The sequence below is a fragment of the Streptomyces gobiensis genome (genome assembly GCF_021216675.1).
GTDB classification, from domain to species: Bacteria; Actinomycetota; Actinomycetes; order Streptomycetales; family Streptomycetaceae; genus Streptomyces; species Streptomyces gobiensis.
Genome location: NZ_CP086120.1, coordinates 4,819,367 through 4,833,711, shown reverse-complemented (window position 1 = coordinate 4,833,711; position 14,345 = coordinate 4,819,367). Strand labels below are relative to the sequence as shown.

The 14,345-nt window shown below is 69.9% G+C and carries 11 protein-coding genes; 3 read left to right on the top strand and 8 right to left on the bottom strand.

Features of this window, described 5'->3' with window-relative positions; translation table 11 throughout:
* Positions 1–84: 84 nt before the first annotated feature.
* Positions 85–1,332, bottom strand: a complete 1,248-nt coding sequence (locus test1122_RS22465; RefSeq protein ID WP_232270977.1) for an SAV2148 family HEPN domain-containing protein — start codon at positions 1,330–1,332, stop codon at positions 85–87.
* 208 nt (positions 1,333–1,540) lie between these two features.
* Between test1122_RS22465 and glgX the strand changes: the two genes are divergently transcribed.
* Complete coding sequence (glgX, locus tag test1122_RS22460) at positions 1,541–3,655, top strand: glycogen debranching protein GlgX (protein ID WP_232270976.1); 2,115 nt, start codon at positions 1,541–1,543, stop codon at positions 3,653–3,655.
* On the opposite strand, the gene treZ is transcribed toward glgX, so the two are convergent.
* Together treZ and test1122_RS22450 are read right to left on the bottom strand one after the other, a co-directional pair.
* Positions 3,615–5,393 carry a malto-oligosyltrehalose trehalohydrolase gene (gene treZ / locus test1122_RS22455; RefSeq protein ID WP_232270975.1) on the bottom strand — a complete coding sequence of 593 codons (1,779 nt, stop codon included), beginning with the start codon at positions 5,391–5,393 and terminating at the stop codon, positions 3,615–3,617. The two genes, glgX and treZ, sit on opposite strands and share 41 nt — an antisense overlap.
* A 384-nt stretch (positions 5,394–5,777) precedes the next feature.
* A complete protein-coding gene (locus test1122_RS22450) occupies positions 5,778–6,017 on the bottom strand; it encodes a hypothetical protein (protein ID WP_232270974.1) in 240 nt (79 codons plus the stop codon).
* An 83-nt stretch (positions 6,018–6,100) separates the two neighbouring features.
* Here test1122_RS22450 and test1122_RS22445 point away from each other — a divergent pair, with 83 nt between their 5' ends.
* Positions 6,101–7,078 (top strand): helix-turn-helix domain-containing protein, encoded by a 978-nt coding sequence (locus test1122_RS22445; RefSeq protein WP_232270973.1) that lies wholly within the window; start codon positions 6,101–6,103, stop codon positions 7,076–7,078.
* 65 nt (positions 7,079–7,143) lie between these two features.
* A complete protein-coding gene (gene treY, locus test1122_RS22440) occupies positions 7,144–9,471 on the top strand; it encodes a malto-oligosyltrehalose synthase (protein ID WP_232270972.1) in 2,328 nt (775 codons plus the stop codon).
* A gap of 24 nt (positions 9,472–9,495) precedes the next feature.
* Here treY and test1122_RS22435 read toward each other — a convergent pair whose 3' ends face one another.
* The 5 genes from test1122_RS22435 to test1122_RS22415 all read right to left on the bottom strand — a co-directional run bounded on the left by test1122_RS22435 (position 9,496) and on the right by test1122_RS22415 (position 14,344).
* Positions 9,496–10,041 carry a DUF1707 and FHA domain-containing protein gene (locus test1122_RS22435; protein ID WP_232270971.1) on the bottom strand — a complete coding sequence of 182 codons (546 nt, stop codon included), beginning with the start codon at positions 10,039–10,041 and terminating at the stop codon, positions 9,496–9,498.
* Between the two features lie 40 nt (positions 10,042–10,081).
* Positions 10,082–10,438, bottom strand: coding sequence for a hypothetical protein (locus test1122_RS22430; RefSeq protein ID WP_232270970.1), 357 nt, complete (start codon positions 10,436–10,438; stop codon positions 10,082–10,084).
* A gap of 293 nt (positions 10,439–10,731) precedes the next feature.
* Positions 10,732–12,105, bottom strand: a complete 1,374-nt coding sequence (locus test1122_RS22425) for an acetyl-CoA carboxylase biotin carboxylase subunit (RefSeq protein WP_232270969.1) — start codon at positions 12,103–12,105, stop codon at positions 10,732–10,734.
* 12 nt (positions 12,106–12,117) lie between these two features.
* Entirely contained in the window at positions 12,118–12,600 is a 483-nt protein-coding gene (locus test1122_RS22420) for an acetyl-CoA carboxylase biotin carboxyl carrier protein (protein ID WP_232270968.1), read from the bottom strand.
* 4 nt (positions 12,601–12,604) lie between these two features.
* Entirely contained in the window at positions 12,605–14,344 is a 1,740-nt protein-coding gene (locus tag test1122_RS22415) for an acetyl-CoA carboxylase carboxyltransferase subunit alpha (protein ID WP_232270967.1), read from the bottom strand.
* Position 14,345 lies beyond the last annotated feature (1 nt).

Below are 14,345 nucleotides of genomic sequence, written 5' to 3'. Positions count from 1 at the left end.
CAGTTATCGAACTGTAATCCTGGAATGGACTATTCCGGAATCAATGGGGAAGAGCGGGACACCAAGCCGCCTCTTGGCCGTGCGTCAGGAGACCGGGCGGGAGTCGGTCCAGACGGACTCGAACTCCTCACGGTAGGTCTCGAAGAGCCCGTGCTCCCCTTCCGCCGCCGCGCCGCCGCCCTGGACCAGATTCCGGCTGCCGCCGCGCAGGACGAAGACCGGTCCTTCCATGCCACGGGCGCGGCGCAGATACGGCTGTACGACCGCGAGCCCGTCGGCGCCGTCGCCGTCGACCAGATACGCGGTGAAGCGCGGAGTCTCGTCGAAGACATGGATCTGGAAGGCGCCGCTGTCCCGTACTCGGGCGCGCACCCGGCGCATATGGAGGATGTTCATCTCCACCGAACGGCTGAGCTCGCCCCGCTTCAGGCCGAGCTCACGCTCGCGTCGCTTGACCGCGCTGCTGGCCGGGTTGAGAAAGAGCAGCCGTACCCGGCAGCCCGCGTCGGCCAGCCGGGCCAGCCGCCGCCCGGAGTAGTTCTGCACCAGCAGGTTCAGGCCTATCCCGATGGCGTCAATGCGCCGCGCACCGCCGAACAGGTCTTCGGCGGGCAGCTGCCGCTGCAGCCGCACCCGGTCCGGGTGCACGCCCACCACATCCGCGAAGCGCTCGCCGACCAGTTCCTCGACCGCGTCCACCGGCAGCCGCCCGGCCGAGGGTGCGCTGCTGCCGGAGCCCAGCATCTCCAGCAGCCGTGCCGAGGTGCGTTCGGCCTGGGCCAGTACGGCCGGGGAGAGCGCCCGGTTACGGGAGACCGCGCTACGGGCTACCTCCAGCTCGTCCAGCGCGAGCTCAAGCTCACGCCGCTCGCTGAAGTACGGCTCGTAGCAGGGCCAGTGCTGGACCATCAGCTCACGCAGCTGGGGCAGCGTGAGGAAGGACAGCAGATTGTCATCGGCCGGGTCGAGAACGTAGCCCTTGCGGCGGCTCACCTCCCGGATGGCCACCGCGCGCTGCACCCACTCCTGGCCGGCCGGGCCGGCGGCGGCGATGACCCACTCCTCGCCGTGCACCGGCTCATAGATCGGGCGGAGCACCCCGGCGACAACAGCGCGAAGCCGCTGCTCGACGAGGTTCAGCCAGATGTAGGCACGCCCGGCGCGCTGTGCCCGGGTCCGCACCTCGGCCCAGACCTCCGCGCCCCACTCCAGATCCGCTCCGATCTCCATCGGCCGGGCCAGCGACACCGTGCCGTGCGGTACGTCGGGTGCCTCGGTGGCGCTGCCCTCGCCCCCGTCACCTGGCGGGAGTTCAAGCCCTCCCGAACTCACCTGTGCACCGCCTTCCGACCCCCGCTGTTCGATCAAGGAAGCCTACTGCGGCGTCTGGGAGCACTGCAGCAGTATCCCCTATCAACTTCCGTTGACCGTCGCTCAATCCGGTCCGTCCGGGGGAAGATAGGCCATGGAGCACCCCGATCGGGGTGTTCGTGCGGAAGGATCAGCAAGACGTGAGGAGACCTCGACAGAAAGAGACCCTATGCAGGTCTGGCCGGGACAGGCGTATCCGCTTGGCGCCACCTATGACGGCGCCGGGACGAACTTCGCCGTCTTCTCCGAGATGGCCGAGCGCGTCGAGCTGTGTCTGCTGCATGAGGACGGTTCGGAGACGGCCATCGAGCTGCGCGAGTCGGACGCCTTCGTCCGGCACGCCTATCTGCCCGGGGTGATGCCGGGACAGCGCTATGGCTTCCGGGTGCACGGACCGCACGCGCCGGAGCTGGGATACCGCTACAACAGCGCGAAGCTCCTGCTTGACCCCTATGCCAAGGCGGTCAGCGGCCGTATCGACTGGGACGAGGCGGTGTACGGCTACCACTTCGGCCACCCCGAACGGCGTAATGATCTGGACTCCGCGCCGCACACCATGTCCTCCGTTGTCATCAATCCGTACTTCGACTGGGGTGATGACCGCCCGCCGCGTACCGACTACCACCGTACGGTCATCTATGAGGCCCATGTGAAGGGCCTCACCATGCTCCACCCCGAGCTGCCGGAGGAGCTTCGCGGCACCTACGCCGCACTCGGCCACCCGGCGATCATCGAACATCTGACCAGGCTCGGCGTCACCGCCCTGGAGCTGATGCCCGTTCACCAGTTCGTCACCGACCACCGGCTGGCGGACGCGGGGCTGGCCAACTACTGGGGCTACAACACCATCGGTTATTTCGCCCCGCACAACTCGTACGCCTCCTGGGGCGACCGTGGTCAGCAGGTGCTGGAGTTCAAACAGGCGGTACGCGCTCTCCACAAGGCGGGCATCGAGGTGATCCTGGACGTCGTCTACAACCACACGGCGGAGGGAAATCACCTCGGTCCGACGCTGTCCTTCCGGGGTCTGGACAACGCTTCCTACTACCGGCTGGCGGACGACCTGCGCTACTACATGGATACGACCGGTACCGGGAACTCCCTGCTGATGCGCAGCCCCCATGTACTGCAACTGATCATGGACTCGCTGCGCTACTGGGTCACCGAGATGCATGTGGACGGCTTCCGCTTCGATCTGGCCGCCACGCTGGCCCGGCAGTTCCACGAGGTGGACCGGCTGTCGTCGTTCTTTGACCTGGTGCAGCAGGACCCGGTGGTCAGCCAGGTGAAGCTGATCGCGGAGCCCTGGGATGTCGGTGAGGGCGGCTATCAGGTGGGGAACTTCCCGCCGCTGTGGACCGAGTGGAACGGCCGCTACCGGGACACCGTGCGGGATCTGTGGCGCGGGGAGCCACGCACCCTGGCGGAGTTCGCCTCCCGGCTGACCGGCTCCTCGGACCTCTACCAGGACGATGGACGGCGGCCCCTGGCCTCGATCAACTTCATCACCTGTCATGACGGCTTTACCCTGCACGATCTGGTCTCGTACAACGCCAAGCGCAATGACGCCAACGGCGAGAACAACCGGGATGGCGAGAGCTACAACCGCTCGTGGAACTGCGGCGTCGAAGGCAAGACCGATGACCCTGACGTACTCGCGCTGCGTGACCGCCAGACCCGTAATCTGATCGCCACCCTCATGCTCTCCCAGGGCGTGCCCATGCTCAGCCACGGCGATGAGTTCGCCCGCACCCAGGGTGGCAACAACAACGCGTACTGCCAGGACAGCGAGACCTCCTGGGTGCGCTGGCCGGAGCCGGGCGAGGAGCATCCGCTGTGCGAGTTCGTACGGGCCATGGTCTGGCTCAGACGCGACCACCCCGTCTTCCGGCGCCGCCGCTTCTTCCATGGACGCCCGGTCGAGGGCACCCATGACGAGCTCTCGGACATCGCCTGGTTCACCCCGGAGGGTGAAGAGATGACCCAGTACGACTGGCAGAAGGCGCAGGCCCGCGCGCTGACCGTCTTCCTCAACGGCAGCGCCATCTCGGAGCCGGGACAGCGTGGGGAGCGCATCTGCGATGACTCCTTCCTGCTGCTGTTCAACGCGCAGGACGCGCCCCGCCAGTTTGTGGTGCCGATCGACCACGGCCGCCAGTGGCACACCGTCGTCGACACCGCCCTGGAGGGTGGCCACCCGCCCTGGCCCGGGCCGAAGGTGGCGGCCGGTGACCGGCTGACCCTCACCGACCGGAGCCTGACGGTTCTCCAGCGGCCGGCCTGACCTCCGTGAGCCGCAGCACCGCCGCGCAGTACGCGGGCAGCCGGGAGCCGTCGGGGCGGAAGGTGGCGGCGAGCGGCCGGCCGTGCCGCAGCGCCGGGATACGTGCCTCCCCGGGGCCGAGATTCACCGCGACCAGCAGCGGGCCATGGCGCAGCGTGAGCCAGCGGGCCGCCTCGTCGTAGTCGACGGAAACCTCGCTGAGCCGCAGGTCAAGCGGAACATGGGCGTGGCGTAGCGCGATCAGGCGGCGGTGCCAGTCCAGCAGCCAGGTGTGCGGCTCCCGCTCCGGCTCGGTCCAGTCCAGACAGGAGCGCTCCCGGGTGGCCGGGTCCTGAGGGTCGGGGATGTCGGACGCCGACCAGCCGTGGGCGGCGAACTCCCGGCGGCGGCCCGCCCGTACGGCTTCGGCGAGCTCGGGGTCGGGATGGTCGGTGAAGTACTGCCAGGGGGTGCGGGCGCCCCACTCCTCACCCATGAAGAGCATCGGGGTGTACGGGCCGCAGAGCACCAGCGCGGCGGCGCAGGCGGCCTGTCCGGGCGTGACGGTCGCGGCGAGCCGGTCGCCCTGGGCGCGGTTGCCGATCTGGTCGTGGGTCTGGGCATAGGCCAGGAGGCGGTGGGCGGGGGTGGCCGTCCGGTCCAGTGGGCGGCCATGGCGGCGGCCGCGGAAGGAGGAGTAGCCGCCGTCGTGGAGAAAGGCGCTCGTGAGCGTCTTGGCGAGGGCGGCCATCGGGGCGCGGGCGAAGTCGGCGTAGTAGCCATGAGATTCACCCGTAAGAGCGGTGTGCAAGGCGTGGTGAAGGTCGTCATTCCACTGGGCGTGCAGACCGAGGCCGTGGTTTTCGCGCGGGGCGATGGTGCGGGGGTCGTTCTGGTCGGACTCGGCGATCAGGAAGAGCGGGCGGTGCAGCTCGGCACTGAGCGCGTCGGCCGCCGCGGAGAGCTCGGCCAGGAAGTGCGTGGCGCAGGTGTCGGCGAGCGCGTGCACGGCGTCGAGCCGGAGGCCGTCCAGCCGGTAGTCACGCAGGAAGGCGAGGGCGCTGCCGATGAGATACGCACGGACCTCGTCCGCTCCGGGAGCGTCGAGGTTGATCGCGGCGCCCCAGGGGGTGTGGTGCCGCTCGGTGAAGTACGGACCGTAGGCGGGGAGGTGGTTGCCGGAGGGCCCGAGGTGGTTGTGCACCACGTCCAGCACGACGCCGAGACCGTGGCCGTGGGCCGTGTCCACGAAGCGCTTCAGGCCGTCGGGGCCGCCGTACGGCTCATGTACGGCCCAGAGTGCGACGCCGTCGTAGCCCCAGCCGTGGCGGCCCGGGAAGGGGCAGACCGGCATCAGCTCCACATGGGTGACGCCCAGCCGGGCCAGGTGGCCCAGCCGCTGCGCGGCGGCGTCGAAGGTGCCGTCCTGGGTGAAGGTGCCGATGTGCAGCTCGTACAGCACCGCGCCGGGCAGTCCTCGGCCGGTCCAGGGGTGCCGCCAGGTGTACGCGCCGTGGTCGACGACCGCGCTCAGCCCGTCCGGCCCGTCCGGCTGGCGCCGGGAGCGGGGGTCGGGCAGCGCGGGGCCGCCGTCCAGGGCGAAGCCGTAGCGGGTGCCGGGTTCGGCGGGGGCGGTCGTGTGCCACCAGCCCGTGCGGGCTGGGTCGCGTTCCATGGGGCGCGGTTGCTCCTGGGCGTCCCGGCTGTGCAGCTGGAGCGAGACCTGCTTGGCTTGGGGGGCCCACACCTCAAACAGCATGGTCACCATGGTCTGGCCAGACCGGCCCCCGCGCCAGGCCACCGTGTCGATATGCGGCTCCGCCGCGCGGCGGGGCTTCGCCCCGGGGGCGGGGTGCTGTGGGTGGGTGTCCCCGTATCCCACCCCTTCCCGGAAACCGGGGCTTGGCCCCGGGGCCCCGGGGGTGGCCCGGTGCGGGCCGGTGGTCGGGTGTTGTGCCCACCCACAGCCCCTCGCGGGGCTGCGAGTGCCCACAACGGGGAGAGCACCGCCGCAGTCGGAATGGCGCTGGCCAGGAAGGGGCTGTAGCCCGTTCCTGGCCAGACGCTGCGGGGGATGGCGTTGTGTGCCGCTCAATGAGCGTAGGGCGGGCGGCGGTTCGGGGGCGTCAGACGGCGGGATGATCTAACCCCGCCGACCGGCGGGGGCGCGGTTGGCGCGGGCGACTCTGTCCTCGTGCGGTCCGTATGCGAGATCGAAGGTGACCAGGACACCCGTGCGCCGGTCACGGCCCTCCTCCGCGTCGCGCAGCTGGATATCGATACGGCGGTCGCGGACAGCTCCGACGACCGCGGGGAGGAAGGCGAGGCTCAGGACGGCGATGCTGATGGCGTTCTGGAGGAATGTGCCGAGGTCGTTGTTCATGCCTCCACCCTGGCCGTTCGCCGCACACGGCGGCAGTGGCAGGACTGTCGACGGACATCGAATTACTGCCATACTGGGGTCTCATGCTGAAGAATGTGGCCGTCGCACTCACCCACGGCGTCAACGCCTTTGAACTCGGCGTAGCCGCCGAGGTCTTCGGGATCGACCGCAGCGACCAAGGGCTGCCCGTCTATGACTTCGCCCTGGTCGCCGCCGAGCCCGGGCCCATCCGGGTCACGCCGGGTTTCACCATCAGCACCCCGCATGGGATGGAGCGGCTCGCGGAAGCGGATCTGATCGCGGTCCCGGCGGGAAACGACTACGCCGACCGTGGCTTCCCCGCGGAGCTGCTGGACGCGCTGCGAGCAGCCGTGGACCGCGGGGCGTGGGTGCTCAGCGTGTGCTCAGGGGCGTTCGTACTGGGCGCGGCGGGGCTGCTGGACGGGCGGCGCTGCACCACGCACTGGCGCTATACGGACCTGCTGGCCCAGCGGTACCCCAAGGCGGCGATTGAACCGGACGTGCTGTACGTGGACGACGAGTCAGTGATCACGTCAGCCGGTACGGCGGCCGGTATCGACGCCTGTCTGCATCTGGTGCGCCAGGAGCAGGGCAGCAAGGTGGCGAACGCGATCGCTCGCCGTATGGTCGTACCACCACACCGGGAAGGCGGACAGGCGCAGTACATCGAGCGTCCGGTCCCGGCTGAACGGGGTGATGACGCGATCGGCGGTTCACTGGGCTGGATGGCGGAACATCTGGATGAGGAGATCACCGTTGACCAGCTCGCGGCCCGGGCCCATATGTCACCGCGTACCTTCGCCCGCCGCTTCCAGCAGGAGACCGGCACGACGCCGTACCAGTGGATGCTGGGTCAGCGGCTGCTGCGCTCCCAGCATCTGCTGGAAGACACGGACTTGACGGTCGACGCCATCGCGGCCCGCGCGGGCTTCGGCAACGCCGGGACGCTGCGTCACCACTTTCTGCGGCGGCTGGGTACCACGCCGCACGCCTACCGGCGTACCTTCCGCGGACCGTGTTCGCTGGAGCGGAGTGAGTGACTTTGCGTAAGAAGGATGGCATTCACTATTAGAATTCGAGGGTGCCCGTGCCAGAATTGCGCCCTATGCCGGTCCCGACCGCGACCTACCGGCTGCAGCTCCAGCCGGATTACCCCTTCGCCGCCGCCGCGACCGAGGTGCCGTATCTCGCCTCACTCGGGGTCTCGCATCTCCAGCTGTCCCCTGTGCTGGAAGCGGTTCCCGGGTCGGCGCATGGCTACAACGTCACCGACCACACCCGGATCCGGGCCGAACTTGGCGGTGAGCAAGGGCTGCGGGCGCTGGCGCGGATCGCGCGAGAACATGGGCTCGGGCTGGTACTGGACATCGTGCCGAACCATATGGCGGTACCCGCGCCCGCGTCGCTCAATGAGCCGCTGTGGCAGGTGCTCAAGGAGGGCCCCGAGTCGCCGTACGCCCGCTGGTTCGATATCGACTGGGCGGCAGGGGGCGGCCGGATACTGCTCCCGGTACTGGGCAGGCGGCTCGGTCAGGAGCTGGACGCCATCACCGTGGCGGACGGGGAACTGCGCTATGCCGAGCATCGCTTCCCGTTGCGGGCGGGCACGGAAGATCTGCCGCTGCCCGAACTGCTGGACGCACAGCACTATCGGCTCGCCTGGTGGCGGCTGGCCCGCACCGACCTCAACTACCGGCGCTTCTTCACCATCTCGGAGCTGGTCGGCATCCGGGCCGAGGACCCGGAGGTGTTCGCGACCAGCCATGAGCGGACCCTGGCACTGCTGCGCGAGGGGGTCATCGACGGACTGCGGATCGACCATCCGGATGGGCTCGCGGACCCGGGCGGCTATCTGCTGCGGCTGCATGAGGAGTCCGGCGGCGCCTGGACGGTCGTCGAGAAGATCCTCAGCGCCGAAGAGCGGCTGCCCGCCGCCTGGCCGGTCGCCGGGACCACCGGCTATGACGCGCTGCGGCATATCGACGGGTTGTTTGTCGACCCGGCGGGGCTCTCCGAACTCACCCATCTCTACCAGGACTTCACCGCCGCACCGCCCGACCGGGGCGGTGACTGGGCCGCCACGGTACGGCACGCGGCGTACCGGGTTGTCACCCATGAGCTGGCCGCTGAGGTGGCGCGGCTGGTGCGCACCGCTCGGCGTATCTGCGACACCTCCGCCGAGCTACGGCTGCGCGACCACCCGGACTGGGCGCTGGACGCGGCGATCCGGGAACTGCTGGTGCGGCTGCCGGTCTACCGTACCTACACCCCGCCCAGCGAGACGGACACGGCGCTGCTGGCGGCCGCCGCCCAGGGTGCCCGGCAGGCGTTCTTGGTGGCCGAGCACGCGGAGACCGTGGACATCGTCTGCGAGCTGGCCCTGCGGGAGGACGGGGAGTTCGCCGCCCGCTTCGCCCAGGTCTCCTCCGCGCTGCGCGCCAAGTCCGTGGAGGACACCGCCTTCTACCGCTATATCCCGCTGCTGTCGGCCGCCGAAGTGGGCAGCAATCCGGGACGCTCGGCGGTGTCGCCGGAGGAGTTCCATACGTACTGCACCCGTATCCAGCGGGACTGGCCGACCACCGGAACCGTGCTGTCCACCCATGACACCAAGCGCAGCGCGGAGGTCCGGGCGGCCATCGCGGTGCTCAGCGAGTGCCCGGACCGCTGGGCGGAGCTGCTGAGGGAGCTGGGCGGGGTCCGCGCCCCGGACCGGCACACGGCCTGGCTGGCCTGGCAGACGGCCTTCGGTCTGGGCACCCCCGACCGCGAGCGACTGCTCGCGGCGTTGCTCAAGTCCGTGCGGGAGGCCGGGCTGCGCACCGGCTGGGTCGAGCGGGACGGCACCTACGAGGCGGAGGTTGAGCGCTTTGTCGACGCCGGGCCCTGTGGCCCGCTTCGCCATACGGTCGCCGGATTCGCCGCGGAGCTCGACCCGTACATCCAGGCCAACTCGCTCGGCATGGCGCTGCTGCACCTCACCATGCCCGGCATCCCCGACCTCTACCAGGGCACCGAGGGCCCGTACCGGGCCCTGGTCGACCCCGACAACCGGCGCCCGGCCCGCTTCTTCCCCGACGGGCTCGAGAACGGCACCGGGGAAGTCCGGGACAAGCTCCGGCTGACGGTGGCCGCGCTGCGGCTGCGCCGGGAGCACCCCGAGTGGTTCCTGGACGAGGCCACCTACACACCGCTGCCCGCCGAGGGCACGGCCGCCGCACACTGCGTGGCCTTCGTCCGCTCCGATGCCGTCATCACCGCCGTCACCCGGCTGTCCCGGCGGCTGGCTCAGACGGGCGGCTGGGACGCCACCGCGCTGCCCCTGCCCGCCGGGCGCTGGCGTGACCGGCTCACCGGACGGGCCGCCGAAGGCCGCTGCGCGCTGAGCGAGTTGTTCAGCGCCGGCCCGGTGGCCCTGCTCGTACGGGAGTGAGCTACGTCCCTCGAGCTACGTACCTCACGGCGCCGTAAGCCGGAACGCGACCTGACCGAACCGCACCTGGTCACCGGGCCGCACCGGCACCGACCCGGTCACCCGGCTGCCGTTGACCCAGGTGCCGTTGGACGACCCCAGATCACGCAGCGACCAGCCACCCCCCGTATGCCGGAGCTGGGCATGCGCCCGGGAAACCGTGTGGTCGTTGAGCCGCAGCATCGACCCGGGCGCACGGCCGATGGAGAGCGGATACGGGCCCGGACCTGGCAGCAGCAACTGCGGCAGCCGCTCCGAACGCCAGGCCCGGCGCAGCCGCAGCTGAAACGCCGACACTCTGCCCACCGTGCGCAGCACAAGGCCCGGAGACGGCTCCGAGGGACGCAGATCGTGGAGCACCGCGTTGAGCTCGTCCGGCTGCCGGGCGTGCAGGATCAGCTCCATCCGGCGCATAAAGGTGTGCTGGGACACCCGCCCCTGTACAGCGCTCTCACGCAGCACATCGAGTGCGCGCTCCCGGTCCGCGTCAGAGACCCGCGGGGGGTGAGCACTGAACTCGAGAGATGTCATAAACAGGGATTGTTGCCGGTCCACACCAGCCCTGTCCAGGTCAGGGCTCCAGGCCGCTCGCCCGGGCGATTCCCTCGACCTCCCGGCGGTCGTGCTCGCGCCAGTCGGGCTGACCGGTGTTCAAGGACGGCCCAAGGTCCACTCTGACTCCACTGCCCGGCGTGGACAGCAGCTCCATCAACCGGGCCACCTCCCAGGCCACCTCAGGCGTGAAGAGTTCCCGCTCCCGATCCGTAAAGCCGACGTCGACGCCGGTGCCCCGCTGGGCGAAAGCCGCGTTGACACCGCGCAGGATCTTCAGGAGCACTTCGTATGTCTCGGCGTCGAAGCGCTGGGACAGTTCGGCCAGGCGCACCGCGAAGCGCCGTGCCGCATCCAGGAATTCCTGTTCCTCCATGGGGTCATCGTGATGAACTCTCCGCCGATACGGGCGAGTTTCCGTATGTTCGACTCAGCAGAAACGTTGGTGCGAAGAAGAGGACCCCGCACGGAGGTGCCCCGCGGGGCTGCCCTGCGGCAGTGCAACGGGTTTCTCGGCGAGGGTGAGGTCGCGTCCCGCGCGCCGGGACGGTGTCACACAGTTCATCGAGCACACGCGTCACCGTGGCATTCAGCGGGCTGATCGCTGCCCTCGCCCGCGCACGGCGTCTATCCGGAACCGCTTTCATCCGGAACGACGGTCGGCTCTCGCTAGCCGTCACTGACGCGGAGAACGCCCTCGGGCGTCAGGAACCGGTCAACAAAGTCCAGCCGGTGGGTCCCCGCGACGAACTCCGGGTGATCCATGAGCTGCCGGTGGAACGGCAGGGTGGTGCGTACGCCGGTCACCTCGAACTCAGCCAGCGCCCGCCGCATCCGCACCAGGGTCTCGTCCCGCGTCGCACCCACCACGATCACCTTCGCCAGCAGCGAGTCATAGTGCGGCGGTATGAAGTAGCCCGGGAAGCCGTGCGTATCCACGCGGACCCAACTGCCGTTCGGCGGCTGAAATGCGTCCAGCCGACCGCTGGATCCCTGCCACTGCCTGGCCGGGTCCTCGGTGTTGATCCGGCATTCCAGGGCATGTCCGGTGCAGGCGATGCCCGTCTGGTCGAAGTCCAGCTTCTCCCCGGCGGCCAGCAGAATCGACCAGCGCACAATATCCACGCCGGTGCGCAGCTCGGTCACCGGATGCTCCACCTGCACACGGGTGTTCATCTCCAGGAAGGCAAAGTCGCCCTCTTGGTCCAGCAGAAACTCCATGGTGCCCGCGCCCTGGTAACCGATCGAAGCGGCACCGCGCACGGCCGCCTCGCACAGCTCGGCGCGCATGGCCGCGCTGAGCTGGGTGGACGGCGACTCCTCGGCCAGCTTCTGATGCCGCCGCTGGATCGAGCAGTCCCGCTCCCCGAGGTGGACAACGTTGCCGCTGCCGTCAGCGAGGATCTGCACCTCGACATGGCGGGCGGCGGGCACGAACTTCTCCAGATAGACACGCTCGTCGAAGAACAGCGAGCGAGCGGTGTCGCGCAGCTGAGGCAGTGCGGTGGCCATCTCCGCCGCCGCGTTCACCTGGCGCAGCCCGCGTCCGCCGCCGCCCGCCGCCGCCTTGAGCACCACGGGGTAGCCGACGGCCCCAGCGAAGTCGGCGGCGCTTCGCGCATCGGTCACGGGGCCGGGTGAGCCGGGGAAGACGGGCACCCCGGCCGCCGCCATCGCGCTGCGCGCGCCGATCTTGTCGCCCATGAGACGGATCGCCTGGGGTGCGGGGCCGATGAAGGTGACGCCGACTGAGCGGCACGCCTCAGCGAAGTCGGCGTCCTCGGAGAGGAAACCGTAGCCGGGGTGGATGGCGTCAGCGCCCGTCTTGGCGCAGGCGTACAGCAGCGCGGGCACATTGAGGTAGCTGCGCGCAGCGGGTCCGGGTCCCACACATATGGCGTCATCGGCCAGCCGGACGGCCAGTGAGTCGGCGTCCACGTCCGAGTGCGCGACGGCGGTCGGGATTCCCAGATCGCGGCAGGCGCGGACGATCCGTACGGCGATTTCCCCGCGGTTGGCGACCAGTACTTTACGAAACGGCACTCCGGCGCCCCCTCAGGCCGGGTCGGTCGGGTCGAGGGTGAACAGTCGCGCACCGTACTCGACGATGTCCGTGTCGGCGCAGTGGATCTCGCGGACCACGCCTGCGCAGGGAGCGACGACCGAGTTCATCATCTTCATCGCCTCCACGATCGCCAACTGGTCTCCTGCGGCGACCTCCTGTCCCTCGGTGACGAAGGGCGCGGCGTTGGGGGACGGAGACCGGTAGAAAACCCCGACGACGGGTGCGGTGACCGGATGCCCTGGGGGCTCCGGCACGGCAGCCTCGATCGCGGAGGCGGAGCCCCCCTGGCTCCCGGCCACCGGCTCGGCTGCCGCCGGGGCAGTGGGCGAGGTGGTCGTGATATCCCATGTGTAGGAGCCCACGGACACCTTCAGCTGCGACACCCCCGTCCCGCTGAGCAGCTGAGTCAGGCGTGCCGTTGTCTCGACCAACTGGTCGTGGTCCACCTTGCTCTGGTAGTCGTTCTCTGTCATCGGCTCACCTTTCGACCATGCTTCCCACGGCGCGCAGCCGCAGGTAACGCTGCTGAAGGCATTCGTCCATAGAGGCGTCGGCCAGCCGGCCGAGCTGGTGCCTGAGGGCGCGACGCAGCCGCCGCGACGCGCCCTCAGGGTCGGTATGGGCACCGCCCGCCGGTTCGGGCACCACTTCATCGGCGACGCCCAGGCGCATCAGGTCGCGGGCGGTGAGGCGGAGGGCGTTCGCAGCCCGGGGCGCCTGGCCCGCGTCGTTGAACAAGATGGAGGCGCACCCCTCCGGGCTGATCACCGAGAGCGTCGCATGCTGGAGCATCATCAGGTGATCCGACACGCACAGGGCGAGCGCGCCCCCGCTGCCGCCCTCGCCGGTGATCGCGGACACCACCGGGACGCGCAGTTGGGAGAGCACGGCGAGGTTGTCGGCGATGGCGGCCGACTGGTTGCCCTCCTCCGCCCGGATTCCGGGGTAGGCACCGGGTGTGTCGACGAGGGTCACCAGCGGTACGCCCGTGCGCTCCGCGTACTCCATCAGGCGCCGCGCCTTGCGGTAGCCGGAGGGGTGCGGCATACCGAAGTTGCAGGCGACGGCTTCGGCGGTGCCCCGGCCCTTGCGGTGTGCGATGACGACAGTGGCGATGCCGTCCAGGCGCGCCAGCCCGCCGAGGATGGCGGGGTCGTCCTCGGTCATCCGGTCGCCGCGCAACTCGACGAAGTCATCGAAGACGGCCTCGATGTACTCGTCGGCACGTGGCCGGTCCGGGTGACGGGCGAGCTGGACGGCCTGCCAGGCGTCAACCGGCCCTTCCGGACCCTTCGGTGGTTCTCCGCCGTCCCGCCGGCCGGCGTCATCCTCCGCGGTGGCCGGGGCGGGGTTCCGGACGCGGGGTGCTGCGTGGAAGTCGACGATCCGGGCGAGCACACCGTGCAGTTCGGCTCGCGGCACGATCGCGTCGATGTGCCCGTTGCGCAGCAGGAAGCCGGCGGTCTGAAAGCCGTCGGGAAGCTTCTGCCGGATGGTCTGCTCGATGACGCGGGGCCCCGCGAAGCCGGCCCGTACCCCGGGTTCGGCCAGGATGACGTCCGCGTACGATGCGAACGACGCGCTGACTCCGCCGTATACGGGGTCGGTGAGCACCGAGATGTGCGGCTGGCCGGCGGTGGAGAGCCGGCGCAGTGCCGCGGTGGTCTTGGCCATCTGGAGCAGGGACAAGATGCCCTCCTGCATCCGCGCGCCACCGGAGCTGGAGCAGGTGACCAGCGGCATCCCCTCTTCCGCCGCCAGCTCCGCAGCCCGGGCGACCTTCTCACCCACGACGGAGCCCATGCTGCCGCCCATGAAGGCGAAGTCCAGCAGGCAGAGCGCCACCCGGCGGCCGCCGATGGCGGCCGTACCGTAGAGCGCGGCGTCAGGCCGACCGGTGCGCTCCCGCATCCGCTCCAGCCGGGCGGGGTAGGGCGTGCTGTCATGGAAGGCGAGTGGGTCGCTGGAGCGCAGACCGCCGTCCAGCTCGGCGAAGGTGCCCACGTCGGTGATCGCGTCCAGTCGTTGCACCGCGCTGAGTCTCAGGTGGTGGCCGCAGCCCGGGCACACCCGCAGCATGCGCTCCAGCTTCGGTCCGTACAGCGGCAGTTGGCACTGCGGGCAGGAGGTCCAGGTGCTCGCCGGTACATCGTCAAGGCGCTCGGCGAGTGTCCGCGGGGACACGGCGACGGTACCGGGATCTTTGTGCATGCTCATC

Excerpts from the sequence above, each read along its gene's own strand:
- test1122_RS22420 (WP_232270968.1), bottom strand. The coding sequence starts at position 12,600 with ATGACAGAGAACGACTACCAGAGCAAGGTGGACCACGACCAGTTGGTC.
- test1122_RS22435 (WP_232270971.1), bottom strand. The coding sequence starts at position 10,041 with ATGACATCTCTCGAGTTCAGTGCTCACCCCCCGCGGGTCTCTGACGCG.
- treZ (WP_232270975.1), bottom strand. The coding sequence starts at position 5,393 with ATGCTGTTTGAGGTGTGGGCCCCCCAAGCCAAGCAGGTCTCGCTCCAG.
- test1122_RS22450 (WP_232270974.1), bottom strand. The coding sequence starts at position 6,017 with ATGAACAACGACCTCGGCACATTCCTCCAGAACGCCATCAGCATCGCC.
- glgX (WP_232270976.1), top strand. The coding sequence starts at position 1,541 with ATGCAGGTCTGGCCGGGACAGGCGTATCCGCTTGGCGCCACCTATGAC.
- test1122_RS22430 (WP_232270970.1), bottom strand. The coding sequence starts at position 10,438 with ATGGAGGAACAGGAATTCCTGGATGCGGCACGGCGCTTCGCGGTGCGC.
- test1122_RS22445 (WP_232270973.1), top strand. The coding sequence starts at position 6,101 with ATGCTGAAGAATGTGGCCGTCGCACTCACCCACGGCGTCAACGCCTTT.
- treY (WP_232270972.1), top strand. The coding sequence starts at position 7,144 with ATGCCGGTCCCGACCGCGACCTACCGGCTGCAGCTCCAGCCGGATTAC.
- test1122_RS22415 (WP_232270967.1), bottom strand. The coding sequence starts at position 14,344 with ATGAGCATGCACAAAGATCCCGGTACCGTCGCCGTGTCCCCGCGGACA.